General features: G+C 70.9%; 18 protein-coding genes. 6 read left to right on the top strand and 12 right to left on the bottom strand.

Features of this window, described 5'->3' with window-relative positions:
* Positions 1-213: 213 nt before the first annotated feature.
* From QK288_RS13580 to aroA, 5 genes are all read right to left on the bottom strand, one after another.
* Positions 214-2,925, bottom strand: coding sequence for an AAA family ATPase (locus QK288_RS13580; protein WP_281264826.1), 2,712 nt, complete (start codon positions 2,923-2,925; stop codon positions 214-216).
* Positions 2,926-3,513: 588 nt separating this feature from the next.
* Positions 3,514-4,296, bottom strand: coding sequence for an inositol monophosphatase family protein (locus QK288_RS13575; protein ID WP_281264825.1), 783 nt, complete (start codon positions 4,294-4,296; stop codon positions 3,514-3,516).
* A gap of 20 nt (positions 4,297-4,316) precedes the next feature.
* Positions 4,317-5,480, bottom strand: a complete 1,164-nt coding sequence (locus tag QK288_RS13570) for a hypothetical protein (protein ID WP_281264824.1) — start codon at positions 5,478-5,480, stop codon at positions 4,317-4,319.
* A gap of 326 nt (positions 5,481-5,806) precedes the next feature.
* Positions 5,807-6,865: a ribosome small subunit-dependent GTPase A gene (rsgA, locus tag QK288_RS13565; RefSeq protein WP_281264823.1), complete on the bottom strand. Its 1,059-nt coding sequence runs from the start codon at positions 6,863-6,865 to the stop codon at positions 5,807-5,809.
* Positions 6,866-6,869: 4 nt separating this feature from the next.
* The gene (gene aroA, locus QK288_RS13560) at positions 6,870-8,243 is read right to left on the bottom strand and encodes a 3-phosphoshikimate 1-carboxyvinyltransferase (RefSeq protein ID WP_281264822.1); all 1,374 of its coding nucleotides are present in this window, start codon (positions 8,241-8,243) and stop codon (positions 6,870-6,872) included.
* Positions 8,244-8,354: 111 nt separating this feature from the next.
* Between aroA and QK288_RS13555 the strand changes: the two genes are divergently transcribed.
* Both QK288_RS13555 and QK288_RS13550 read left to right on the top strand, forming a co-directional pair.
* Complete coding sequence (locus tag QK288_RS13555) at positions 8,355-9,110, top strand: sigma-70 family RNA polymerase sigma factor (RefSeq protein ID WP_281264821.1); 756 nt, start codon at positions 8,355-8,357, stop codon at positions 9,108-9,110.
* Positions 9,107-9,349: a zf-HC2 domain-containing protein gene (locus QK288_RS13550; RefSeq protein WP_281264820.1), complete on the top strand. Its 243-nt coding sequence runs from the start codon at positions 9,107-9,109 to the stop codon at positions 9,347-9,349. Before QK288_RS13555 ends, QK288_RS13550 begins: the two co-directional genes overlap by 4 nt.
* 11 nt (positions 9,350-9,360) lie before the next feature.
* On the opposite strand, the gene QK288_RS13545 is transcribed toward QK288_RS13550, so the two are convergent.
* The gene (locus QK288_RS13545; RefSeq protein ID WP_281264819.1) at positions 9,361-10,776 is read right to left on the bottom strand and encodes a LamG-like jellyroll fold domain-containing protein; all 1,416 of its coding nucleotides are present in this window, start codon (positions 10,774-10,776) and stop codon (positions 9,361-9,363) included.
* Positions 10,777-10,855: 79 nt separating this feature from the next.
* Complete coding sequence (locus QK288_RS13540; protein WP_281264818.1) at positions 10,856-11,437, bottom strand: hypothetical protein; 582 nt, start codon at positions 11,435-11,437, stop codon at positions 10,856-10,858.
* A gap of 111 nt (positions 11,438-11,548) precedes the next feature.
* Here QK288_RS13540 and QK288_RS13535 point away from each other — a divergent pair, with 111 nt between their 5' ends.
* A complete protein-coding gene (locus QK288_RS13535; protein ID WP_281264817.1) occupies positions 11,549-11,989 on the top strand; it encodes a GNAT family N-acetyltransferase in 441 nt (146 codons plus the stop codon).
* A 25-nt stretch (positions 11,990-12,014) separates the two neighbouring features.
* Here the strand turns inward: QK288_RS13535 and QK288_RS13530 are convergent, their stop codons facing one another.
* Positions 12,015-15,737: a multifunctional oxoglutarate decarboxylase/oxoglutarate dehydrogenase thiamine pyrophosphate-binding subunit/dihydrolipoyllysine-residue succinyltransferase subunit gene (locus tag QK288_RS13530; protein WP_281264816.1), complete on the bottom strand. Its 3,723-nt coding sequence runs from the start codon at positions 15,735-15,737 to the stop codon at positions 12,015-12,017.
* 144 nt (positions 15,738-15,881) lie between these two features.
* Here QK288_RS13530 and QK288_RS13525 point away from each other — a divergent pair, with 144 nt between their 5' ends.
* The gene (locus tag QK288_RS13525; protein ID WP_281264815.1) at positions 15,882-17,321 is read left to right on the top strand and encodes a GuaB1 family IMP dehydrogenase-related protein; all 1,440 of its coding nucleotides are present in this window, start codon (positions 15,882-15,884) and stop codon (positions 17,319-17,321) included.
* Between the two features lie 129 nt (positions 17,322-17,450).
* Here QK288_RS13525 and QK288_RS13520 read toward each other — a convergent pair whose 3' ends face one another.
* The 4 genes from QK288_RS13520 to QK288_RS13505 all read right to left on the bottom strand — a co-directional run bounded on the left by QK288_RS13520 (position 17,451) and on the right by QK288_RS13505 (position 21,721).
* Entirely contained in the window at positions 17,451-18,491 is a 1,041-nt protein-coding gene (locus tag QK288_RS13520) for a hemolysin family protein (RefSeq protein WP_281264814.1), read from the bottom strand.
* Positions 18,488-19,849, bottom strand: coding sequence for a hemolysin family protein (locus QK288_RS13515; RefSeq protein WP_281264813.1), 1,362 nt, complete (start codon positions 19,847-19,849; stop codon positions 18,488-18,490). The genes QK288_RS13520 and QK288_RS13515 overlap by 4 nt, the downstream gene beginning before the upstream one ends.
* A 160-nt stretch (positions 19,850-20,009) precedes the next feature.
* The gene (locus tag QK288_RS13510) at positions 20,010-21,092 is read right to left on the bottom strand and encodes an NADH:flavin oxidoreductase/NADH oxidase (protein WP_281264812.1); all 1,083 of its coding nucleotides are present in this window, start codon (positions 21,090-21,092) and stop codon (positions 20,010-20,012) included.
* Positions 21,089-21,721 carry an HAD family phosphatase gene (locus QK288_RS13505; protein WP_281264811.1) on the bottom strand — a complete coding sequence of 211 codons (633 nt, stop codon included), beginning with the start codon at positions 21,719-21,721 and terminating at the stop codon, positions 21,089-21,091. Before QK288_RS13505 ends, QK288_RS13510 begins: the two co-directional genes overlap by 4 nt.
* Positions 21,722-21,745: 24 nt before the next feature.
* On the opposite strand from QK288_RS13505, the gene QK288_RS13500 reads away from it, so the two are divergent.
* A complete protein-coding gene (locus tag QK288_RS13500) occupies positions 21,746-22,591 on the top strand; it encodes an ADP/ATP-dependent (S)-NAD(P)H-hydrate dehydratase (RefSeq protein ID WP_281264810.1) in 846 nt (281 codons plus the stop codon).
* Positions 22,592-23,352: 761 nt separating this feature from the next.
* A complete protein-coding gene (locus QK288_RS13495) occupies positions 23,353-24,141 on the top strand; it encodes a glycoside hydrolase family 16 protein (RefSeq protein WP_281264809.1) in 789 nt (262 codons plus the stop codon).
* Positions 24,142-24,153: the final 12 nt, after the last annotated feature.

The following is a 24,153-nucleotide window of genomic DNA, read 5'->3' as shown; positions in this document are numbered from 1 at the left end:
GCTGGCCTCCCGGGGGAGGCGCGGCGGTCGGTGCATGGACAGCATCACCGGCGGCGGGGCCGGTGGACAACGCTCCGCGACGCTTGTTGCGGTTCTTCGCGCGGACCGTGCGAATCCGCGCGGTCGCGTGCGGTGTCACGCAACCCGCAGACGGACTGGAGGCCCGGTGCCAGCTGGCACCGGGCCTCCAGTGTGTGGATGCGGTGGTTCAGATCACGTGAGCAGCGCGACCAGGTGGGACCGGGACCGCGCCCCGACCTTCCGGTAGATCTGCGTCAGCCGCAGCTCCACCGTCCGCTGCGACATGTACAGCGACGAGGCGATCTCGCGGTTGCGGTACCCCTCCGTCACCTTCTGCACCACGGCACGCTCCTCGGCCGTCAGCGACGTGAGCACCGCTGCGGCGTCCGGGGCGCTCCGCGGCGTGCCGGGTGTCACCGGCGTCGACGCGGAGAGGAGGGCGCCGGAACGCACCCCGCCGGAGAACGGACCTGATCCGATCGCGTTGCCGCCGAGCGACGGCATGGCGACCGTCGACGCCGGCGTCGCGAGCGGTCGGCGGAGTCCCGCCGCTTCGTACGCTGCGGCGGCTGCCGCACCGAGTCGTGCGCGGTCACCAGGTGCGCCGATCGCGGCGAGCGCCGCCAACGTCCTGGCCCGCTCGAACTGCGAGTCGGCCGGCTGGAAGATCTCCAGCGCCCGACGCCGCGAGGTGTCCCGGGTGGTGTCGTCCGCGATGAGCGCGAGGCTCCTCGCGAGGACCAGCGCACCCCACCTCGACGGTCGGGCGTGGTGGTCGGCGGCGAGACGCGCCGTGATGGTGCGCGCGTCGTCGGTTCGTCCGAGCCGCACGTACACCTCGACCAGGTCGCCCAGGTGCCGGAGCACCGCGGGGTTCCTGAGGCTGCGACCGATCGCGTCGGCCGCCTCGAGGGAGGACGCGGCCTCCTCGAGTCGCCCGTCGAGGAGCAGCACGCGGCCGCGGAGCGCGTACAGCTTCGCCGTCGCCCCCCAGAGCCGGTTGGTGGAGCGCTGCCGCAGGCAGTGGTCGACGACGTCGAGCGCGTCGGCGGAGCGGCCCTCCGCGAAGTGCCGCCAGGCGACGGCGATCGCCCTGGACGGTTCGCGGAGGCGCTCGATGACGGCCGAGCCGGCTTCCCACACGTCGATCGCGCGGAGCGCCTGCCGGAAGTTGCCGGAGCGCACCTCGTTCTCGGCGGACAGGTACCGCGCCGCCTCGAGCCACACCGGTGCGGTGGCGGTCGTCCTGGCGAGCACCAGGGCGAACACCCGCCGGGCGCTGCGGTAGCGCTCGGCGAGGCTCAGGGCGTGTGCGAGGAGGAGCAACGCCGGGTCGGACATGACGAGCAGCCGCTGCGCGGCCAGTCCGTCGTGCAGTTCGGCGTCCGGCGGCAGCGTGCCGTCGACCGCCGCCACGAGCTCGCGCGCTGTGCCGAGGATCTCCGCGGTGTGCGCGGAGGCACGGTCCTCGAAGGGCTCGGCTCGGTGCAGGAGATCGCGCGCCTGGTCGATCTCCCACGCCTCGGCGCGGAAGCAGGCGACCATGGCGAGCAGCCCGGAGAGCGCGTCCGCGTCGCTGTCGTCGGCCGTGTCGACGGGCACCGAGAGCTCGTCGGCGTGCACGGCGTCACCGCTGAGGTACTGCACCGAGTACTGCAGACGGAGACGCCTGACCTCGTCGCGGAGTTCCTGGAACGGCCGGATCGCCGCCAGGTACCGTGCCGCGAAGCCGAGGAGCCGGTGCGCGAGCAGCGCTTCGGCAACGCCCAGCAGTGCGCCGTGTTCGGTCTCGGACGCGGTGCCGATGTGCAGGGCGCGCTCGGTGAGGGCGACCGCCGCGTGGGCGTCGCCGTCCACCGCGTACGACCGTGCGGCGGCGAGCAGTGCGATGGCGTCCGGGACGTCGTCGACGAAGCTCGCGTGCCAGGCGGCCGAACGGTCGTCGTGCGCCGCTGCGCTCGTCGCCAGTGCGGTGTGCGCCTCGCGGCGGTCCCGTGCGGGCATGCTCCAGTACAGCGCGGAGCGCACGAGCGGGTCACGGACGGCGATCGACGGCCCGCGGACGGTGGCGAGACCGGCGCCCACGAGGTCGTCGATCGCGTCCCGGTCCCAGGCGGCGACGCGCGCCGTCGGGACGAGGGCCAGTCGTGCGAGGACGTCCAGATCGCGTCCCGCAGCGGCTTCGAGGACGAGCGCCGCCGCAGCGGAGGTCGTCGGGGTCGGCCGCAGCGGCAGCACGAGCGGTTCGGTGCCGACGAGTTGTTCACGTCGGAGCGCACCGATCTGCTCGCGGAGCGCGCCAGGGTTGCCGCCTGTTTCGTCGGCGAGGACGGCGAGGACACCGTCGTTCGCCTCCTCCGGCGCCATGTCACGGGCGAGCACGAGCGCCTCGTCCGGCTGCAGCGGCTGGAGCCGGAGCATCGGGAGGGCCGCGAGCGGACCGTTCGACGGCACACGACGGACCGTCGCCACGAGGCGCATGGCGGTGCCGGCGAGTCGCCCGGCCAGGAACGCGATGAGCTCCTGGCTCTCGGCGTCCATCCGGTCGAGGTCGTCGATGAGCACGAGCGTCGGCGGGAGCGTCAGCGCGTGCACGGCGTCGAGGAAGTCGTGCGCCGCGGCGAGGCCCTCGTCGACGTTGCGGACCAGCCGCGCGATGTGCGCCGAGGCCCTCGGGTCGTCGAGTGCGGTGAAGAGGGATGTCACTCCGGACATGGGCCAACGGGCTTCAGAGCCGTTGACGCCGAGCCGGACGACGGGGATGGAGACGCGGTTCGAGACCGCGTCGAGGACGCTGGTGCGTCCAGAGCCAGGGTCGCCGACCACGACCATCGCGGACTCCCGAGGGAGTACAGCGAGGGCCGCGATCCGGTCGACCTCAGAACGTCGACCGGTGAGTTCCATGGGGACTCACCGGCCTCCGGGTCCGGAAGCGAGCGTGGAGACGGGACGGAGTGCGCCCGGGCGTGCTGCGCCCAGGGTCACTGCGGAGATCCGGGCGGTGGTGCGGCGGGTGACCGCACGGGTGCTCGGACGCGAGGCGGCAATCAGATGCGCGCCGGACTGATCGTGGTTGGAATGCGGTCGAGTGAGGGTGCACTCGATCCTGCTCGGGAACGATGATGTCATCGTCTGTATCACCCCTCGGGTTAGGGTCTTCGACGAACACGACCGGTCCGGATCTGCTTCGGGACTAGGGATCCCGAGACGCCACCTGACCTGTCGTCTTCGGCAAAGATAACCCAGCGGTCACGGCCGTAGTCCGGTCAGCGCAACGAAATGTGAATCATGGTCACCCCAAAATGGGGGGTCCTGCCCCGACTCCGGGGGTCGTGCTCCGTACCCTGTGGTATGCGATCGGGGTACGGCTTGCATCGGTTCCGCCCGGTGCGTCGTGGAGTTCCGGGACTGGCTCGTCACCGAGCTCGTCGTCCGGGGTACGGGTGCCCGTCACGTGTCAGGACGACACTCGAACGGGGGTGATCGGATCGCTTACCGGCGGATGACCTCGACGACGGCGTCGTGGACCAGGCCGTTCGTCGCGAGGGCGCTGCCGTGCCAGGGGCCCGGATCGCCGTCGAGCGAGGTGATGCGGCCGCCGGCCTCTTCGACGATGGGGACCAGCGCGGCGATGTCCCACGGCCTGAGGTCCGGCTCGCCGGCGACGTCGAGGACGCCCTCGGCCACCATCATGTACGACCACATGTCCCCGTACGCACGGGTGCGCCAGACCTTGCGCGACAGGTCGATCAGCGCCTGCAGACGGTCGTCGTCGTCCCACTGCTGGATGCTGTTGTAGCTGAGGCTCGCATCGCCGAGTTCGGTGACTCCTGACACGTGCAGCTCGCCCTCCAGCGAGTGCGCACCGAGCCCCTGCGCGGCCCACCACCGCTTGCCGAGCGCCGGGGCGCTGACCACGCCGAGGACCGGGCGGCCGTCCACCGCGAGCGAGATGAGCGTCGCCCAGACCGGGACGCCGCGGAGGTAGTTCGCGGTGCCGTCGATCGGGTCGACCACCCACTGACGGTGTCCTTCGCTCATTGCCTCGGCGCCGGAGTCCGCTGTCGTCTCCTCGCCGAGGAACGAGTCGTCCGGTCGTTCGGCCGCGATCCGCTCCCGCAGGGCCCGCTCGACGGCCTGGTCGGCATCGGTGACGTGCGTGCTGTCGGCCTTCTTCGACACGTGGAGATCGGCCGCTCGGAACCGCTCGAGGCTGATCGCGTCGGCGGTGTCGGCGAGGGAACGGGCGAAGTCCAGGTCGGCGCTGAGGTCCACGGGATCGAGCGTAGCGGGGGTCAGGCCGCGACGACCTCTTCCTCCTCGAGGCGGGACACCTCGCGCTCGCGGGCGATGCGGGTGCGGCGGGCGACGAGGCCGTGCACGACGACGCAGAGGAGCACGGCACCGACCAGCCACAGTGTCAGCACGAGGGAACTCCGACCGAGCGAGGCGCCGGGGAAGTACTGCAGGTCCTGTGCTGCCTGGAGCCATGCGGCGCCGGACCAGAAGGAGTTGAGCGCCGCGAAGAACCCGGGCTGGAACGCCGGCTGGAAGATCCCGCCGGACGACGTGAAGTTCAGCATCACGAAGAGCATCGTCAGCACCGGGGTGGTCCAGCGTCCGAGGATCGGGTGCAGGCCGATCCCGAGCCCGATGATGATCGCGTCGTACATCCACGCGAACAAGAAGATCTGCCACTGGTGTGTGGTGATGACGCCGTAGATCGGCCCGGCGATCACGATCCCGATGCCCGCGACGACCCCGGCGGTGGCGAGCCCGATGACGGCGGTCCACACCGTGCGGAGCTTCGTGGCGAACGCTGCGACCGCGATCGCCGATGCGTAGCCGCCGACGCTCAGTGCGACGAGCAGGAAGAAGAGGCCCTGACCGGTGCTGTCCTGGTCGCCCGAGGGGACGACGTCGACGACGTGGAACGGCAGGTGCTGCTCGTACGCGATCGGCATGAAGATCTTCTGCGCCGCGGTGGCCGTGGTCTCGCTGGCCGCCGTGGAGACGTAGAGCGATGCGTCGGTCGTCGTCGGGGCGAAGACCGCGGCGAGCTCGCGATCCCGGACCTGCTGCTTCGCCGAGGCGTCGGTGGCGACGACGTGTGCAACGAGGGCGCCGTCGGACTGGTCCGTCACGGACTGCGCGAACACCTGCGCGGTCGCTCCCTGGCCGACGATGCCGACGGGGAGGTCCTTCGGTGCGGGGGCGTGGAAGGCGCCGAGGTATGCCAGGCCCATGCCGGCCGCCAGGAACAGCGGCACGAGGATGTGCGTCGCGAAGGTCAGGAGCGTCTTGCCGAGGCCGGCCGGACGGAGGACGTTGGGTGCACGATGCGGAGGCCGGGGAGCGGCGTGGCCCCGGTGTGCGGACGCGGCGTCGTCGGCGCGGTCGAATGAGGCGGGAGCGTCGACGCGGGTCGGCGCAAAGTTGTACTTTGCAACTTCAGACACGAGTGGCAACTGTACAACTTCGTTGCCCGCTTGTCGACCGGGAGCGGATGCGCCGCCGGCCCGCACCGGATCGGACTGTCGTCGTCGTCGTCGATCGTCGTCGTCGATCGAGCGGTCACGACACCCCGGCCATGCCTCGCCGATCGGTCTCGTTCCGTCGGTCGACGGCTTCGGAGACGACGGTTCGCGACCGCTCGGCGGACGTGAGCGGGGTGTCGTGACCCATCGGGGAGGGGGAAGACGGGGCAGGGGAAAGGCGGGGAGGGGAAGACGGGGCAGGGACGACGAAGGGCGGGGCGGGACGAGCGAGTGGGGCTGCAGTCCGGCTAGTCCGTACCGGGGTCGGCGGCGCCCATGCCGGTCAGCAGCGCGCGGAAGGAGTCCAGTCGCTCGATGCCCGTCGGGCCGAGCTCCCCGGCGTTCACCCGGTCGACGATCTCCCAGTCGTGCGCCTGGTCGAGCGGGATGCCGGTGTCCTCAAGCCCGGACTCGGACGGGGCGACGGGGATCGCGTGCGAGGCGAACGCCCGGAACACGTTCGCGGGGTCGACGTGCCCGAGCCCGAACGACCGGACGCCAGGCGTGTCGATGATCCACCCGCCGTCCTCGACCCGGAGCGCGATCGACGACGACGATGTGTGGCGTCCCCGCCCGGTCACGGCGTTCACGACACCGGTCGCCCGCGTGGACCCGGTCAGGGCGTTCACGAGCGTGGACTTCCCGACGCCGGAGTGCCCGACGGTCACGGTCACCTCGCCGTCGAGCAGTTCGTGCAGGGCCTCGAGCGGGAAGTCGTCCTGGCGGCTCGTGACGATCCGGATGTCCAGGCACGCGAAGTGCGCGAGGAACGGAGCCGGATCGGCGAGGTCGGTCTTCGTGATGCAGAGGATCGGGTCGAGCCCGGCGTCGAACGCGGCGACGAGGTACCGGTCGATGAGCCGGGTCCGGGGCTCGGGGTCGGCGGCCGCGACGACGATGAGCATCTGCGTCGCGTTCGCCACGACCACGCGCTCGACCTCGTCGCTGTCGTCGGCACTCCGGCGGAGGAGCGTGGTGCGCTCGGCGACCCGGACGATGCGCGCGAGCGAACCCTCGGCGCCGGAGACGTCACCGGTCAGGAACACCGTGTCGCCGGTGACGACGGACTTCTTGCCGAGCTCACGGGCCTTCGTGGCGGTGATGAGTTCCCCGTCGACCAGCACGCCGAACCGACCGCGGTCGACGTTCGTCACCCAGCCCTTCGGCGCGTCGTCGTACGTCGGGCGGGTCTTCGTGCGAGGCCGGTTGCCCTTCGGGTTCGGGCGGACCCGGACGCTCGACTCGTCGTACTGGCCGTACGGCTCGTCCTCGTCCGCGTCACCGTCGACGTCGTCCCACCAGCTCATCGCGTCACACCCCCGGAGACGAGGCCGTCGCCACGAGCGCCGCCCACAGCGATGGGAACTGCGGCAGCGTCTTCGCGGTCGACCCGATGTCGTCCACCGCGACGCCCTCCGTCACGAGTCCGATCACCGCGCCGGCCGTCGCCATCCGGTGGTCCTCGTACGCGGCCCACGCCGCGCCGTGGAGCCGGGCCGGCTCGATCCGCAGGCCGTCGTCGAGTTCGTGCACCGAGCCTCCCGTCCGGTTCACGTCGGAGGCGAGCGCGGCGAGCCGGTCGGTCTCGTGTCCGCGCAGGTGGCCGATACCGGTGATGGTCGTCGGGCCGTCGGCGAGCGCCGCGAGCGCGACGAGCGCGGGTGCCAGTTCGCCACCGCGGGTCAGGTCCAGGTCCAGACCCGGGAGGGAGGCTCCGCCCAGCACCCCGACGCCGCCGTCGAAGACCACGTCGTCACCGTCTCGGGCCACGGTCGCGCCCCACAGGGGCAGGAGCGTCTCGAGGTCGGCGCCGACCTGCGTCGTCTCCGTCGGCCACGTCCGGATCCGGACGGTCCCGCCGGCGACGAGTGCGGCGACCGCGAAGGGCGCTGCGTTCGAGAGGTCCGGTTCGATGGTCACGTCGCGCGCGGCGATCGGTCCCGGGTGCACGATCCACTCGCCGATGGCGGGCTCGTCCACCCGGACGCCGCGCGCTCGGAGCACCTCGACGGTCATCTCGATGTGGGGGAGGCTCGGGAGCCGCTCGCCCTCGTGCTTCAGGTGCAGCCCCTGGTCGAACCGGGGTGCGGAGAGGAGCAGCCCCGACACGAACTGGGACGAGGCACTCGCGTCGATCGTGAGTGTGCCGCCCCGGACCGATCCGGTGCCGGTGAAGGTGAAGGGCATCGCGCCGTCGCCGTCGTCGGTGACGTCCACGCCGAGGTCGACGAGCGCGCTGATGATCGCCTGCATCGGGCGCTTGCGTGCGTAGGGGTCGCCGTCGATCGTGACCTGCCCGGTGGCGAGGGCGGCGAGCGGGGGCAGGAAGCGCATCACGGTGCCGGCGAGGCCGCAGTCGATGCGGACGCCGCCGGTCATCGGGGCCGGCGTGATCCGGAGGTCCGGGCCGTACGGGTTCGGCGCGCCGTCGGGTTCGACCTCCTCGATGCCGACGCCGAGCTGCCGGAGACCAGCCACCATGAGGGCGGAGTCGCGCGAGTGCAGGGGGAGGTGGATGGTGGACGGACCGTCGGCGAGTGCGGCGAGGATCAGCTCGCGGTTCGTCAACGACTTCGAGCCTGGCAGTGCGACGTCGCCGTGGAGCGGGCCCGCCGCCACCGGGGCGATCCAGGGCGGGGTTGCTCCGGGTGCGTCGTGCTCGTGGGAATGCGTCGTCTCTGCCATCGGTTCACAAGACTACTGAAACGATCGGGAGGACCCTTGGCGACAGCACTCGCACCCGCGCGGACACATCTGCCCGCCGCGGCCACCTCGCTCGCTCTAGACTGGCCCGCGATGACGACCGACGAGCCACAGGCAGCACCGCACGACCTGGTCGAGGAGACCGAGGAGCAGCTCGACGCCGTGCAGGCGGAGGACGAAGCCGTCGATGCGACCGCCGTCTCCGAGGCGGAGCTCCGGAAGCTCTTCGAGGACCAGGCGCTGCCCTTCATGGACCAGCTCTACGGTGCCGCGATGCGCATGACGCGCAATCCCGCCGACGCGTCCGACCTGGTGCAGGAGACCTTCGTCAAGGCGTTCGCCGCGTTCCGGCAGTTCAAGCAGGGCACGAACCTCAAGGCCTGGCTGTACCGGATCCTCACGAACACGTTCATCAACACGTACCGCAAGAACCAGCGGAACCCGTACCAAGGCACGATCGACGAGCTCGAGGACTGGCAGCTCGGCGGCGCGGAGAGCGTCACACAGTCGATCTCCGCCCGGTCTGCCGAGGCGGACGCCATCGACCACCTGCCGTCCTCCGCCGTGAAGGACGCGCTGCAGGCCATCCCCGAGGACTTCCGGATGGCCGTCTACTTCGCCGATGTCGAGGGGTTCTCCTACCAGGAGATCGCCGACATCATGAAGACCCCAGTGGGGACGGTCATGAGCCGCCTCCACCGTGGTCGCCGGCTCCTCCGTGGGCTCCTGGCGGACCACGCACGTGAGACCGGCATCGTCCCGGACGCAGCGTCGACGGCGACGATGCGCGGGCGGGGCCGGAAGGTTGCTGCGACCACCGGTCGCGACGGACGGAAGGAAGCGCGATGAGCGGCTGCGACTGCTCGAAGGCCAAGGCGGAGCTCGAGGAGTTCCTGCACGACGAGCTCTGCCGCGAGGACGCGGCGGACATCCGCGAGCACATGGACGGCTGCGAGGACTGCACGACCGAGCACCGCGTCAACGTCGTGCTCATGGAGACGGTCCGTCGTGCCTGCAAGGAGTCCGCTCCTGAGCAGCTCCGGAGCGAGATCCTCGCGCGCATCCGGGTGGAGCAGGCGACGCACTGACCTCGTGACGGTCACCGGCCGGCTGCGAAGCGAGCGGTGATCTGCGCGGGACTGAGGGTGCCGTGGTGGACGCGTACCGAGTCGATCGCGCCGACGAACGTCGGGTCGGTCGGCGGGTTGGGCCACGTCGATTCGATCCTGCCGTGACCTGCCCGCCAGTACCCGTTGTAGGACACGGCAGTCAGCACGTCCGTCCGGGATGCCGCGAGGACGCCGTCGACGTGGAGTTCGAGCCGGCCCGCGGTGAACTGACCCACCGCGTGGTGCCAGGTGCCGTCGTCGATCCGGCCCGGGCTCTGCACGACCTTCGCCACGGACGTGTCCCACACGCCGAACACCAGGCGCCCGTCCGTGCCGACGTAGAAGTTGCGGTCGTACGCGCCCGTGGTCCCCGTCGGTGTCCCGGTGAACCCGAACAGCCTGCCCTGGGGTCGGTCGGTCCGGAACCACAGCTCGACAGCGAACGTCGGCGGCGCTGTCGTCGAACTCGTCGTGTGGACGACGGCGGACTGGGACGAGCCGTCGGAGAACGTGACGAAGGGGTTCTCGGTGCACGAGCCGTTCGTGCGTGCGGCACCGGCACCCAGGAGTCCGTCGCGGCCGTTGCCGGAGGAGTCCAGCGCCGTCGAGCCGCCGCGTTCCGCGAAGTCCCACGCCAGGGCGGCACCCGCGGCACCGCGGTGGAAGCACGGGAACGAGTCCGTCGTGCCGAGTGCGGCATCACTCGTGGTCGACCCGCTGAACCCGGCGCCGGCCGTGGTCGCGGCGATCGCGACGAGTGCCACGGTCGCGGCGAGGGGGAGCGCGAGCGACGTCCCTCCAGGCGCGTCGGGGCCGGTTCGCACGACGGTCGTGTGCAGGTCCCAGCGGGGCGTCCCGCAGCGGCGGCAAGGAACTCCGGTCCGGAGGTCACGGTCGACGCGCCCCAGCAGGACGAGCGCGATCACCCCGAGGCCCGTCGCGGCGAGCTGCACCCAGTCGCCGGAGCGGAGCCACACGCTCGGGAGCCCGACGACCGGGAAGCGCAGCACGCCGACGCCGAGGACGGTGTCCGCATCGACCGCGGTCCGGTCCGGCTCCGGGTTGGCGTCCCCGCGGAGTCGCAGGGCGCCGTCGGTCTCGACGCGCTCGAGACGGTGGAGTCGCTGGCGGTCCTCGTGGTCGGGGTCCTCGACCAGGAGTACCTGCCCGACGGAGGCCGTCCCCGGTTCGATCGGCATCGCTGCGACGACGTCTCCGGTCCGGACGGCCGGGGCCATGGAGTCCGAGACGACGGTGGTCACGCGCCAGTCGAGTGCGGCTGGGAGCGCGGCCCAGACGGCGAGCAGGAACACGGTGGCGAGGGTCGTGCGTGCTGCGATCCCGAGGAGCAGGAGGACGAGGTCGCCGGTGCACCGGGTGGTGCGACGAGCGGACGTGTGTGCCATCGGGTGCTCCTCGGGATCGTCGGGTCGGGCCGTCGACTTCGGGTCGGTCGACGATTCGGGTCGGGTCGTCCGCTTCGGGTCAGTCGGTCTGCGCTTCCCAGACGAACGTGGTGCCGACCGCGGAGTCCTGCGCGGTGTTCGGGGTGTCCGCGGCGAGGGCGTACGAGAACCGGTAGGTCGTGGAGGACGTCCCGGTCGCCGGCTTCCAGTCGTCGACGCCGTCGCCGAACGACCCGGCGGTGAGCAGTTCGGCGAGCGTGCCGTCGTGCACGGTCGACGCACCCGTGAAGGTGGTGCAGTCCCCGGCGGTGGCGAGGGCGCCGCGCTCGACCGTCATCTGGAGGTGCTGGCCGATGGCGTCCTCGTCCGACTGGGCTGCGGTGTAGAGCCGGACCTCGGACGGGTTCGACGTGGTCGACGTCACCGTGATGCAGTTCGAGCCGGTGCTGCCGGGAACGAGGTCGTCTACGGTGAAGAGCGCCGCTCCGCTGTCGTCGTCGGTGAGCGACACAGCACCGGTGCGCCAAGAGTTCGCGGCGTTGTCGGTGGTGGCGGAGAAGGCGGCGTACGAAGCGGTGGCGATCACGGCCCCGCTCGCGACGACGGCCAGGGGCAGGGCGATCCACGCGGCGGTGCGGCCGTGACGTGTGGTGAGGTGCATGTCGGCTCCAATGGGTTCGAGTGGTGCTTGATATGCCAACATTGTATATGAATATCAAGGGTCGGCACAACCGAGTCGTCACGATGCGCGACCAGTCGATAGGGTCGCGGCATGACCCTCTCCGTCGAGTCGATGACCACCTGGTCCGACGCGGACGTCGCTGACGTCACCGCCCTCGTCCGTCTGCTCGGTCACACCGTCGACGAACCCGCGATGCGATCGCGGCTCGCACGGCTCACCCCGGAAGCCGGCCACCGCACGTGGCTGGTGCGTGACGACGACGGCCGAGCCGTCGCCGTCGCCGGTGCGCAGGTCACGTGGGCGTACGCCTCGGACGAGCCGACGGCGCAGCTGTTGCTGCTGGTGGTCAACCCGACGGACAGGAGGCTCGGTACGGGTTCCGCGCTCATCGGCACGTTCGAGACGTGGGCGAGTGAGCAGGGCGCGCGTCGCCTCTCCGCGGTGAGCGCCGCGGCGACGGACAGCGCGCACCGGTTCTACCAGAAGCGTGGATACCACGAGGCCGGGGTGCGCTACACGCGGATCGTGTAGCGCACCCCGGCCTCGTGGTCGTGGTCTAGCCGAGGGCCTTCGTGATGACCTCGGTGGCCTCTTGTGCGGAGCGCTTCGACGAACCCGTCGCCGGAGCGGCACTCGCGGGGCGGGCGGCCACCGACAGCGGCCGGCCGTCCAGGTGCGGTGAGAGGTTCATGCACACGAACGGCCACGCGCCCTGGTTCTCGGGCTCTTCCTGGGCCCACACGACGTCGGCGTTCGGGTAGCTCGCGAGCACCTCGAGGATCCGCTCGAGGGGGAGCGGCGCCAGCTGCTCGAGCCGGACCAGGGCGACGTCGGTCAGCTCACGCTTGTCCGCCTCGGCGCGCAGGTCGTGGTGGACCTTGCCGGAGTGCAGCACGACGCGGCGCACAGCACCCTTGTCGGTGACCTGCGCGTCGTCGATGACCTCTTCGAAGGTGCCGCTCGTGAACGCCTCGACCGGGCTCGTCGCCTGACGGAGCCGGAGCATCGCCTTCGGGCTGAACAGGACGAGCGGCCGCTGCGGACGTTCCCACGCCTGACGACGCAGCAGGTGGAAGTACGACGCCGGGGTCGACGGGCGGGCGACCACCATGTTGTCCTCGGCGCAGAGCTGCAGGTAGCGCTCGATGCGAGCGGACGAGTGGTCGGGTCCCTGGCCCTCGTAGCCGTGCGGCAGCAGGAGGACGAGGCCGGAGCGCTGCCCCCACTTCTGCTCGGCGGAGGAGATGAACTCGTCGATGATCGTCTGCGCGCCGTTGGCGAAGTCGCCGAACTGCGCCTCCCAGAGCACGAGCGCCTCCGGACGTTCCACCGAGTAGCCGTACTCGAAGCCCATCGCCGCGTACTCACTGAGCAGCGAGTCGTAGATGTAGAAGCGCGCCTGGTCCTCGGTGAGGTTCGACAGCGGCAGCCACTCCTGGCCGTTCACCCGGTCGTGGAACACCGCCTGACGCTGCACGAACGTGCCCCGACGGGCGTCCTGGCCGGCGAGCCGGACCGGCTTGCCCTCGGTCAGGAGCGACCCGATCGCCATGAGTTCCGCCATCGCCCAGTCGACGCCGCCCTTGCGGGTCATGTCGGTGCGCTTCGACAGCAGCGCCTGCAGCTTCGGGTGGATGGAGAACCCGGCGGGCGGGTTGCCGTGCGCGTCGCCGATGAGCTCGACGAGCTCCTTCGAGATCGCGGTCTCGTGGACGTCGTTCTCGGAGTCGTCGCGCTGCGCGGTCGGTCGCTCGAGGCCCTGCACGGCGCCGTCGTCGTCGACGGTGATCACCGGGATGGTGCCGGTCTGCGCCTCGTGCGTCTCCGCGAACGCACGCTCCAGGCGGTCCTGGAAGTCGCGGTGCGCCTCGTCGTACTCCTCTTGTGTGATGTCCCCGCGGCCGACGAGGGCCTCGGTGAAGAGCGTGCGGACCGAGCGCTTCGCCTCGATGAGGTTGTACATGAGCGGCTGCGTCATCGAGGGGTCGTCGCCCTCGTTGTGGCCGCGCCTGCGGTAGCAGACCAGGTCGATCACGACGTCGCGGTGGAACTCCTCGCGGTACGCGAACGCCAGGTCGGCCACGCGGGCGACGGCCTCGGGGTCGTCACCGTTGACGTGGAAGATCGGCGCCTGGATCGTCTTCGCGACGTCGGTGGAGTACACCGAGCTGCGTGCCGACTCCGGCGGGGTGGTGAACCCGACCTGGTTGTTGATGACCAGGTGGACCGTGCCGCCGGTGCGGTACCCGCGGAGCTGGGACATCTGGAGCGTCTCCACGACGACACCCTGTCCGGCCATCGCGGCGTCGCCGTGCACGAGCACGGGGAGCACGCCGAACTCGCCGGCGGGCTTTCGGTCCTGCTTGGCGCGCACGATGCCCTCGAGGACACCGTCGACCGCTTCGAGGTGGGACGGGTTCGCGGCGATCGTGATGGGGATCGACGAGCCGTCAGAGGCCTTGAACACGCCTTCGGTGCCGACGTGGTACTTCACGTCGCCGGAGCCCTGGCCCTGCACGGCACCGGGGAGCGTGGTGCCCTCGAACTCGCGGAAGATCTGGCCGTAGGTCTTGCCGGCGATGTTGGTCAACACGTTGAGTCGACCGCGGTGGGCCATGCCGATCGCGACCTCGTCGAGTCCGGCTGCCGCGGCGCCCTGGATCAGGGTGTCGAGGAACGCGATGGTGGACTCGCCGCCCTCGAGGGAAAAGCGCTTCTGGCCGACGTACTTCGTCTGCAGGAAGGTCTCGAACGCCTCGGCCTCGTTGAGCTTGCCGAGGACGCGCAGCTGCTCCTCCTTCGACGGCTTCGAATACGGCACCTCGATGCGGGACTGCACCCAGCGGCGCTGTTCCGGGTCCTGGATGTGCATGTACTCGATGCCCACGGTGCGGCAGTACGCGTCGCGGAGGACACCGAGGATGTCGCGGAGCGGCGCGCTCGTGGTGCCGGCGAGCCCGCCGGTGACGAACTCGCGGTCGAGGTCCCAGAACGTCAGCCCGTGGCTCTCGATCTCGAGGTCCGGGTGGGTGCGCTGGCGGTACTCGAGCGGGTCGACGTCGGCCATCAGGTGACCGCGGACCCGGAAGCTGTTGATGAGCTCCTGCACGCGGGCCGTCTTGCCGACGCGGTGCGCGAGGTCGACGTTGATGTCGTTCGCCCACTGGATCGGCTTGTAGGGGATGCGGAGCGCCGAGAAGATGCCCTCGTAGAAGTCGTGCTGGCCGATGAGCCGCTCGTGCACCTTCTTCAGGTACTCGCCGGAGCCGGCGCCCTGGATGACGCGGTGGTCGTACGTGCTGGTGAGGGTGATGGTCTTGCCGACGCCGAGCTCGACGAGCGTCTTCGGCGACGACCCCTGGAACTGCGCCGGGTACTCGAGCGCACCGGCGCCGATGATCGCGCCCTGGCCCTTCGTCAGGCGGGGGACCGAGTGCACCGTGCCGATGCCGCCCGGGTTCGTCAGGGAGATCGTCGTGCCCTGGAAGTCCGTCGGCGTGAGCTTGTTGTCGCGGGCGCGCTTGACGAGGTCCTCGTAGGCGGAGAGGAACTGGCCGAACGTCAGGGTCTCGGCGCGCTTGATGCTCGGGACGAGCAGGGAGCGGGTGCCGTCCTTCTTCGGGACGTCGATCGCGATGCCGAGGTTGACGTGCGCGGGCTGCACCACGAAGGGCTTGCCGTCGCGCTCCTCGTAGAAGACGTTCTGGCTCGGGAAGTCCTTGAGCGCCTGGACCATCGCCCAGCCGATCAGGTGGGTGAAGGAGATCTTGCCGCCGCGGGCACGGCGCAGGTGGTTGTTGACGACGATGCGGTTGTCGATCATCAGCTTCGCCGGGATCGTGCGGACGCTCGTCGCGGTCGGGACGGTGAGCGAGGCGTCCATGTTCGACGCGAGGGTCTTCGCCATGCCACGGAGGGGGGTGGCCACGTCCTCGTGGGTCTCGTCGTGCTCGTCGGCCTCGTCGTTCGCCTCGGCCGGGATCGGCTGGGGCGATGGCTGCTTGGACGTGGTCTTCGCCTGGATCTGCCCGCCCTTCGCCTCGGCTGCAGGAGCGGTGGGCGCGGGTGCTGCGGATGCGGGTGCCGCGGGCGCCGGTGCTGCTGGTGCCGTGCCCGCGCCCTTGCCGGCGGCCTGGTGGTAGCTCTCGAGGACCGGCCACCACGACTTGTCGACCGACTCCTTGTCGGCGAGGAACTGTTCGTACAGCTCGTCCACCAACCACTCGTTCGCGCCGAATTCGCCCGCGGTCTCGTCAGTTCCGGTCAGATGGCTCGACACAGCCGATCGCCCACTCTCCGTCGATTGATGCTCGTGTGTGTCGTGCGGGGCAACCCTGCTCCACACAGGGGTCAAGCGTAGCCGTTTCCACATGTCCGTTCGGTGTCAGACCGAGGCATGTCGCCGAGCCGTACAGTGGGCAGCATGAGGTTCTACGAGACTCGGCCGACGCACGATCTGACCTACTCCGACGTCTTCCTGGTCCCGAGCCGTTCCGCGGTGACCAGCCGCTTCGACGTGGACCTCTCCGCGAACGACGGCAGCGGCGCCACGATCCCGATCGTCAGCGCGAACATGAACTCGGTCACGGGCCCGCGACTCGCGGCGACCCTGGCGCGTCGTGGTGGCCTCGGGGTGCTGCCGCAGGACATGCACCTGCAGGACCTCGACGCCGCGATCCGCTGGGTGAAGGAACAACCGGTGGAGTTCGACACCGCGATCGAGATGGGCGCGGACACCACCGTCGCCGAGACCCTCGAACAGCTCCTGCCGGTCGCCGGACGCGGTGTGGTGGTGCGTGACGGCGAGGGGGAGTACCTCGGGTGCGTGCCGGCCACACGCCTCGGCACGGCCGGCCCCGACGCCACGTTGCGCGACCTGCTGCACGGCGCCTCCACGGGCATCGACGCCGAGGACGCCGGCACCCCGCGCCACGTGTACGACGTCCTCACCGCGGCCGGTGCCGACTTCGCTCCGGTCACCCGGCACGGTCGCGTCGTCGGCACCACGAGCCCGACGAGCGCGATCCGGTCGAGCATCTACCGTCCTGCGGTCGACGCGTCCGGCCGACTCCGCGTCGCGGCCGCCATCGGCATCAACGGCGACGTCGCCGCCAAGGCCCAGGCCCTCGCCGCGGCCGGGGTGGACGTCCTCGTGCTCGACACCGCGCACGGCCACCAGGACGGCATGCTCCGCGCGCTCCGCACCGTCGCGGCGCTCGACCTCGGCATCCCGCTCGTCGCGGGCAACGTCGTCACCGCCGACGCGGTCCACCACCTCGTCGAAGCCGGAGCGTCGATCATCAAGGTCGGTGTCGGCCCCGGCGCGATGTGCACCACCCGCATGATGACCGCGGTGGGTCGACCGCAGTTCTCCGCCGTGCTCGAGACCGCGGCGGCCGCCCGGTCCCTCGGCGCGCACGTGTGGGCGGACGGCGGCGTGCGGTACCCGCGCGACGTAGCACTCGCACTGGCCGCCGGCGCGAGCGCCGTCATGATCGGCTCGTGGTTCGCGGGCACGCTCGAAGCTCCCGGAGTCCTCCGTCGCGACGCGAAGGGTGCCGCGTACAAGGAGAGCTGGGGGATGGCGTCGGCCAAGGCGGTGCGCGAGCGCTTCGAACGGCTCGACCCCTACGAGCGGGCGCGCAAGGCGCTCTTCGCCGAAGGCATCTCGTCGTCGACGATCTACCTCGACCCGGAGCGTCCGAGCGTGGAGGACCTGCTCGACATGATCACGACCGGTGTCCGAAGCTCCGCCACGTACGCCGGGGCGACGAGCCTGGCCGAGTTCTCCGAGCGTGCGCTCGTCGGCATCCAGTCCGCCGCGGGGTACGAAGAGGGCAAGCCGCTTCCCGTCAGCTGGTAGCGGCCACGGCCTCCCGTCCGTCTGTGCGCCCGTCTCTGCCACGAAAGCGACAGTTCGGTGCCGAATGCCTGCGTGAATCTGTCGCTTTCGCGTGCGGAACGCGCGGCCGGTCGCGGGCGGAGCGTGCGGTCAGCGGCGTCTGGTCGCGTCCTCGACGGTGCCCACGAGCTCTTCGAGGATGTCCTCGAGGAAGAGCACGCCCGTCGTTCGACCGTCCGCGTCGAACGCCCGCGCCACGTGGCGCCCGGCCGCGCGCATCGTCGCGAGTGCGTCCTCGAGGTCCATCTCGGTCCAGAGCGAGATGAGCTGCCGGATGCGCTTCGGCGGGACCGGGTCGTCGAACTCGTCCGGACGCAGGTCGATCACGTCCTTGACGTGCACGTACCCGGTCGGCTCGCCCGTCTCACCGATCAGCACGTAGCGGGAGAAGCCCCGCTGCGCGACGGCACGCTCGACGTCGCCGGGGGTGGCGTCCTCGGGCAGGGTGACGAGTTCGGACATCGGCACGGCGATGTCCCTGACCTTCTTCTCGGTGAACTCGAACGCCATCTTGAGCGTGCCGCCGTCGTCGGACAGGGTGCCCTCGCGACGGGACTGCTCCACGATCGTCTGCACTTCTTCGACGGTGTAGGCGCTGACGGCCTCGTCCTTCGGCTCGACCTTGAACAGCCTGAGCACGGCGTTCGCGACCTCGTTCAGGCCGACGACGACCCAGTGCAGGCCGTGCCCGATGTACCAGAGCGTCGGCACGAGGAGCAGCGCGGCGCGGTCGGGCATCGAGAACGAGATGTTCTTCGGGACCATCTCGCCGAACACCACGTGCAAGAACGAGACCAGCAGCAGGGTGAACACGAACGCGACGATGCCGATGACCTCGACGCTCCACCCGGTGAGGTGCAGCGGGACCTCGAGCAGGTGGTGGATCGCCGGCTCGGAGACGTTGAGGATGAGCAGCGAGCACACCGTGATGCCGAGCTGCGTGGTCGCGAGCATGCGGGTGGCGTGCTCCATCGCCCACAGCGTCATCTGTGCGGCGCGGGAGCCCTCTTCGGCGCGCGGCTCGATCTGGGAGCGGCGCGCGGAGATGACGGCGAACTCGGCCGCGACGAAGTAGGCGTTGCCGAGCAGCAGCACGACGAGCCAGAAGATGCCCCACCAATCGGAACTCATCGGACTGACTCCTTCCGACTGCCCCTGCCAGGGATGGTGACGCCTCCTGGCGGGGTGTCCGTCGGGGTCGGGGTCCAGCGGATCCGGTCGATCCGACGGCCGTCGAGGCGTTCGACGCGGAACACGCCGTCCTCGAGCGAGACCTCGTCGCCGACGACCGGCAGCCGGCCGAGCGTCGCCATGATGAACCCGCCGACGGTCTCGTACGGGCCGTCCTCGGGGACCTTCACCCCGGCGCGGTCCTCGAGCTCGTCCGGGCGGAGGAGCCCGGGGAACGTCAGCCAGTTGCGGGAGCGGACCACGTCGATGCGTGCCCGGTCGTGCTCGTCGGACACCTCGCCGACGATCTCCTCGATGAGGTCCTCGAGCGTGACGACCCCTGCGGTGCCGCCGTACTCGTCGACGACGATCACCATCTGGTAGCCGCGACCCCTGACCTCGGTGAGGAGGGTGTCGCCCGGCATCGTCTCGGGAACCCGTTCGGCGTCGGTCATGAGCGCCCCGACCGGGACCTCCGCGCGCTTCTCGCGCGGGACGGCGACGGCCTGCTTGACGTGCACGATGCCCACGACGTCGTCCGCGTCCTCCTCGATGACGGGGAAGCGGCTGAAGCCGGTGCGACGTGCGAGCGCGATGACGTCCTCGGCGGACTCGGACACGCGGATGGTCGAGAGCCGGGGGCGCGGGGTCATCACGTCGCTGGCGTCGAGCTCGGAGAACGACAGCGTGCGCTGCAGGAGCGTCGCGGTGTCCTGTTCGAGCGAGCCCTCCGACGCGGAACGGCGGAGCAGCGAGGTGAGCTCCTCGGCGCTGCGCGCACCGGAGAGCTCTTCCTGGGGTTCGATCCCCATCGCGCGGAGCACGGCGTTCGCGGTGCCGTTCAGCACGGCGACGGCCGGCTTGAACACGGTCGTGAAGGCGATCTGCAGCGGGACCACGAGCCTCGCGGTCTGCAGGGGCAGCGCGAGCGCGAAGTTCTTCGGCACGAGCTCGCCGAGGATCATCGACAGCAGGGTCGCGATGACCAGCGCCACGATCGACCCGACCGTCTCGACGATGCCCTCGGGCAGGTTCATCGCGAGGAACGGGGCTTCGAGGAGCTTGGCGATCGAGGGCTCGAGCAGGTAGCCGGTCAGCAGGGTGGTGAGCGTGATGCCGAGCTGCGCGCTCGACAGGTGCGTCGAGGTGACCTTGAGCGCACCGATGACGGGTGCCAGGCCGGCCTCACCGCGGTCACGGCGTGCTTCGACGTCGGCGCGGTCGAGGTTCACGAGCGCGAACTCGGATGCCACGAAGACGCCGGTGCCGAGTGTCAGCAGGATGCCGCCGATCAGCATGACGATGTCGACGACGCTCATCGGGTCCACCCCCGCGAGGAAGCGGTGCGGGCACACGACGAGTCAGGGCAGCTCACTGAGTGAGCGCCGGATGAGTGATGGGGCGAAGAAGGATTCGGAGGATCGTCCACAGTGTCTGCAATCGTAGTGCCGCGCCGGGCGGCCTTTCCGAGAATCCGCCCTACTTCGTGACGGTTGCTCGGTGGTACTGCTGCGGCTCGTAGTCGACCTGCACACCGAGCTCGCGGGCTGCCCGGAGCGCGAACGACGGGTCGCGGAGGAACTCGCGCCCGACCATCACGACGTCGGCCTGCCCGGTCGCGACGATCTGCTCCGCCTGGAACGCGTCCGAGATCATCCCGACCGCGATCGTCCCGATGCCGGCGCCCTGCTTGACCGCGGCCGCGAACGGCACCTGGTAGCCGGGGCCGACGGGGATCGGCGCGCTCGCGACGTTGCCGCCGGTCGAGACGTCGGCGAGGTCGGCGCCGTGCTCCGCCGCCCAGCGGGCCACCTGGACGACCTCGTCGAGCGTCAGCCCGCCGTCGGTCCAGTCCGTCGCCGAGAACCGAACGACGACCGGGAAGCCGTCACCGACCTCGGCGCGGACGGCGTCGACGACGTCGAGCAGCGCCCGCGCGCGGTTCTCGAGCGACCCGCCGAAGTCGTCGGTGCGGTGGTTGCTCAGCGGCGAGAGGAACTCGTGGAGCAGGTACCCGTGCGCGGCGTGGATCTCGATGAGGTCGAACCCGGCCTCGATCGCACGACGGGCCGCGGCGGCGAAGCCGAGCGCGACCAGACGGATGTCCTCGACTCCGAGCTCGCGCGGGACGTCGTAGCCGGGGAACGCGACGGCCGACGGTGCCACAGCGGTCCATCCACCGTCCGAGGCCGGCACGGTGCCCTGCGTCGGCGACCAGCTGCGGTACGTCGAGGCCTTGCGCCCGGCGTGCGCGAGCTGCACGCCGGCGGCGGCGCCCTGCGAGTGGATGAAGTCGACGATCGGCCGGAACGCGTCGCGCTGCTCGTCGTTCCAGAGGCCGAGGTCCTGCGGGCTGATCCGGCCCTCCGGCACGACGCCGGTGGCCTCGACGACGACCGCACCCGCGCCGCCCTTCGCGAACCCGCCGAGGTGCACGAGGTGCCACGGCGTCGGGACACCGTCCTGCTGTTCGACCGAGTACTGGCACATCGGGGAGACCCAGATGCGGTTGCGGACCGTCAGGTCGCGGATGGTGATCGGTTCGAACAGGGCGTGCGTCACGCGGTGGCTCCTTCGGTCTCCGACAGGCGCTCGAGGAAGCTCCGCAGCCCGGCCGGTGAGGTGTAGTGGTGGCCGACCGCCCCGATCGCTTCCGCACCGGTGGCGTTCTCGGCCCTGTTGTCCACGAACACCATCTGCGCCGGGGTGATTCCCAGCCGGTCGCACGTGGTGCGGTAGATGGACGGGTCGGGCTTCAGCACGTGCTCCTCCGCGCTGACCACGACGGTCTCGAACATCGACGCCATCGGGGAGCGGCGGTAGGGGTCGCCGAAGTCGAACCCGGCGTTCGACAGCAGGGCGATGCGGGTCCCGGCCTCGTGCAGTTCCTCCACGAGGTCGAGCACGTCGGGGTCGACCTCGAACCAGCCGGTGAAGTCGAGGGCCCAGAAGCGGTGGATCTCGCTGACCGACCAGGTCCGACCGGTGCGGGCGGCGATGGCCCGCCAGTAGTCGAGCACCGAGAGGTCGCCACGGTCGAGGTCGTGACGGAGCTCCTGGTACACGGGGAAGAGCTCGTCGGCGGCGAGCCCCGTCGCCTCGAGCAGGGCGTCCCTGGCGGCGTGCGGTGTCCGGCTGATCACCTCGCCGTAGTCGAAGACGACGACACGACCAGGCAGGAACAGGCTCATGCGCTCCACCGTAACGTGGGGGTGGTGAACGACTTCGTCCCCGTCTCCCCGTCCGATGCCGCCTCGTGGATCACGGTCCCGACCGGCGACACGACGAAGTACCGGCGGGGGGTCCTCGGCGTCGCGACCGGCTCCGCCGCCTACCCGGGCGCTGCGGTCATGGGTGTCGACGCTGCCGTGCACACCGGTATCGGCATGGTCCGGTACGTCGGGCCGGCCCGTGCGACGGACTCCGTGCTCGCCCGCCGCCCCGAGGTCGTGTCCGGTGTCGGTCGTGTCCAGGCCTGGCTCGTCGGGTCCGGCATCGCCGCGGACTCCCTCGACGACCTCGACGAGACCACCGCCGACGCGTTCCGGCACGCGTCCGACGACGGCGTGCCGGTGGTCGTCGACGCCGGGGCCATCCCGCTCGTCGACCTCGGCCCGCTCGCGGTGCTGACCCCGCACGCCGGCGAGCTCGCTGCGCTGCTGCAGGTGTCCCGGGATGCCGTCGAGGACGACCCGCGGGGGTCGGCACTCCGCGCCGCCGAGCGGACCGGGAGCGTCGTGCTCCTCAAGGGCTCCGACACCCACGTCGTGACGCCGGACGGTTCGGTGCGGCTCGTGGCGTCCTCCGCCACGCCCTGGCTCGCCGCCGCGGGCGCCGGAGACGTCCTCGGCGGGGTGCTCGGTGCGCTCGTCGCCGGCCGGGCCGGTGAGAGCGAGGTCGGTCCTGAGGAGCTCGCGCACCTCGCTGCCGCCGCGGCCGTCGTGCACGGTACCGCGGCGCGGCGTGCGTCCGGGGGCGGGCCCTTCACGATGACCGCCCTGATCGAGGCCCTGCCCGGCGTGGTCCGCGACCTCGCCGTCACCGGGGACGCGACCGTGTGACGCACGCCGTCGGCTGATCCGTGCGGGCCGGCTCGCGTGTGCCTGTGTGCGCTTGTGCACCGATCGGAGCCCGACTCGGAACGACAGCGTCGCTGTCGTACGACGTCCACGTTGTCGTCGCACCGCGCGCGCAACTGTTGTGGGCGCGGGGTTGCGACAGCACCGCTGTCGTACGACAGCGACGCTGTCGCTCGTTGCGGACGCGACGGGACGCGCGGAGCCGAGCCCGCGAGGGGACGCGCGGGGCCGAGGCAGCGTCGCGGGTTGCGGAGGCGACGAGTGCGCGGTGCGGCGGCGCGCACTCGTCGCGACCACGGCCGGACGGGAGGCTCGGTGCCGGACGTGCGCCGAGCCTCCCGTCCGATGGATGGCGGTGGACCCGACTCGGAACGACAGGATCGCTGTCGTACGACGTCCGCGCTGTCGCCGCCCCGCGCGCGCAACTGTTGCGCGCGCGGGGTAGCGACACTGTCGCTGTCCTACGACAGCGACAGTGTCGCGGCTCGCGCGCGTCACGGCGCGGTTGCAGCCGCGCGTGCAGGGTCGCGGGAACACGCAACCGCAGCGTGAACACGCACCGCACGTGGGAGCCCGCACCGATCCCGCCAGCGGTGGCGCAGAGCCTCGTGGGACCGGCGGAGAGCGCGTAGACAGACAGCCGAGGGACGACACCCGACCGATCAGACACGGTGGTCCGTCCCCGGAAGGCGATCCACGACCATGCAGTACGCACAGCACCCCGTCCAGCTCCGGGACGACCGATGAAGGTCGCTCGGACGCTGCTCGTGTTCTCCGCCGTCATCGCCGCCGCGGTGACGCTCGGCGCCGTCACGACCGCCGACGCGCGCACGTGGGCCGGGGACCCCGCGTCGCCCGCGCCGACCGTCGCCGGAGCGCCGACGCCGACGCCCACGCCCCCTGCCGGTGGTGCGGCCCCGACGTTCTCGGAGGACTTCGACACCCCGGCGGCCGCCGGCGGACAGTTCGCGGCCACGTATGCCGGATCGTGGCAGCCCTACCCGGACGGCATGAGCGACAAGTACTGGTCCGGCGAGGTCATCAGCGCCCACGACGGGATCATGGACGTCGCGATGGACGGGAAGCGCGGGGCCGCCGGCACGTTCGGCACGCCGGACGGAGCCTGGTCGCACGTCGGCGGGACCTTCAGCGTGCGAGCCCGCGCGAGCGGTGGGGACGGCAACGGCGCCGCCTTCATGCTGTGGCCGACGTCGAACGTCTGGTCGGAGGGGGAGCTGGACTTCCCCGAGGGGACCTTCCAGGGCACCGTCGGGGCGTTCAGCCACTCGATGGTGCCCGGTCAGGAGCGGAACGCGATCGGCCTGCACACGGACGCGACCTGGCGGCAGTGGCACACGTACACGACCGAGTGGATCCCCGGCGTCTCGGTTCGGTACTTCGTGGACGGCGAGCTCGTGCTCACGGTCACCAAGCACGTGCCGACCACCGCGCACCGGTTCATGTTCCAGATCGGGGACTACGGGAAGCCCGGGCACCTCGAGATCGACTGGGTGAAGACCTGGGACCGGTGAGGCGGGGCGGGG

Origin of the sequence: Curtobacterium sp. 9128 (assembly GCF_900086645.1) — a bacterium.
GTDB lineage: Bacteria > Actinomycetota > Actinomycetes > Actinomycetales > Microbacteriaceae > Curtobacterium.
Note: the sequence above shows the minus strand (reverse complement) of the source record. Positions and strands in the feature narration are given on the sequence as shown.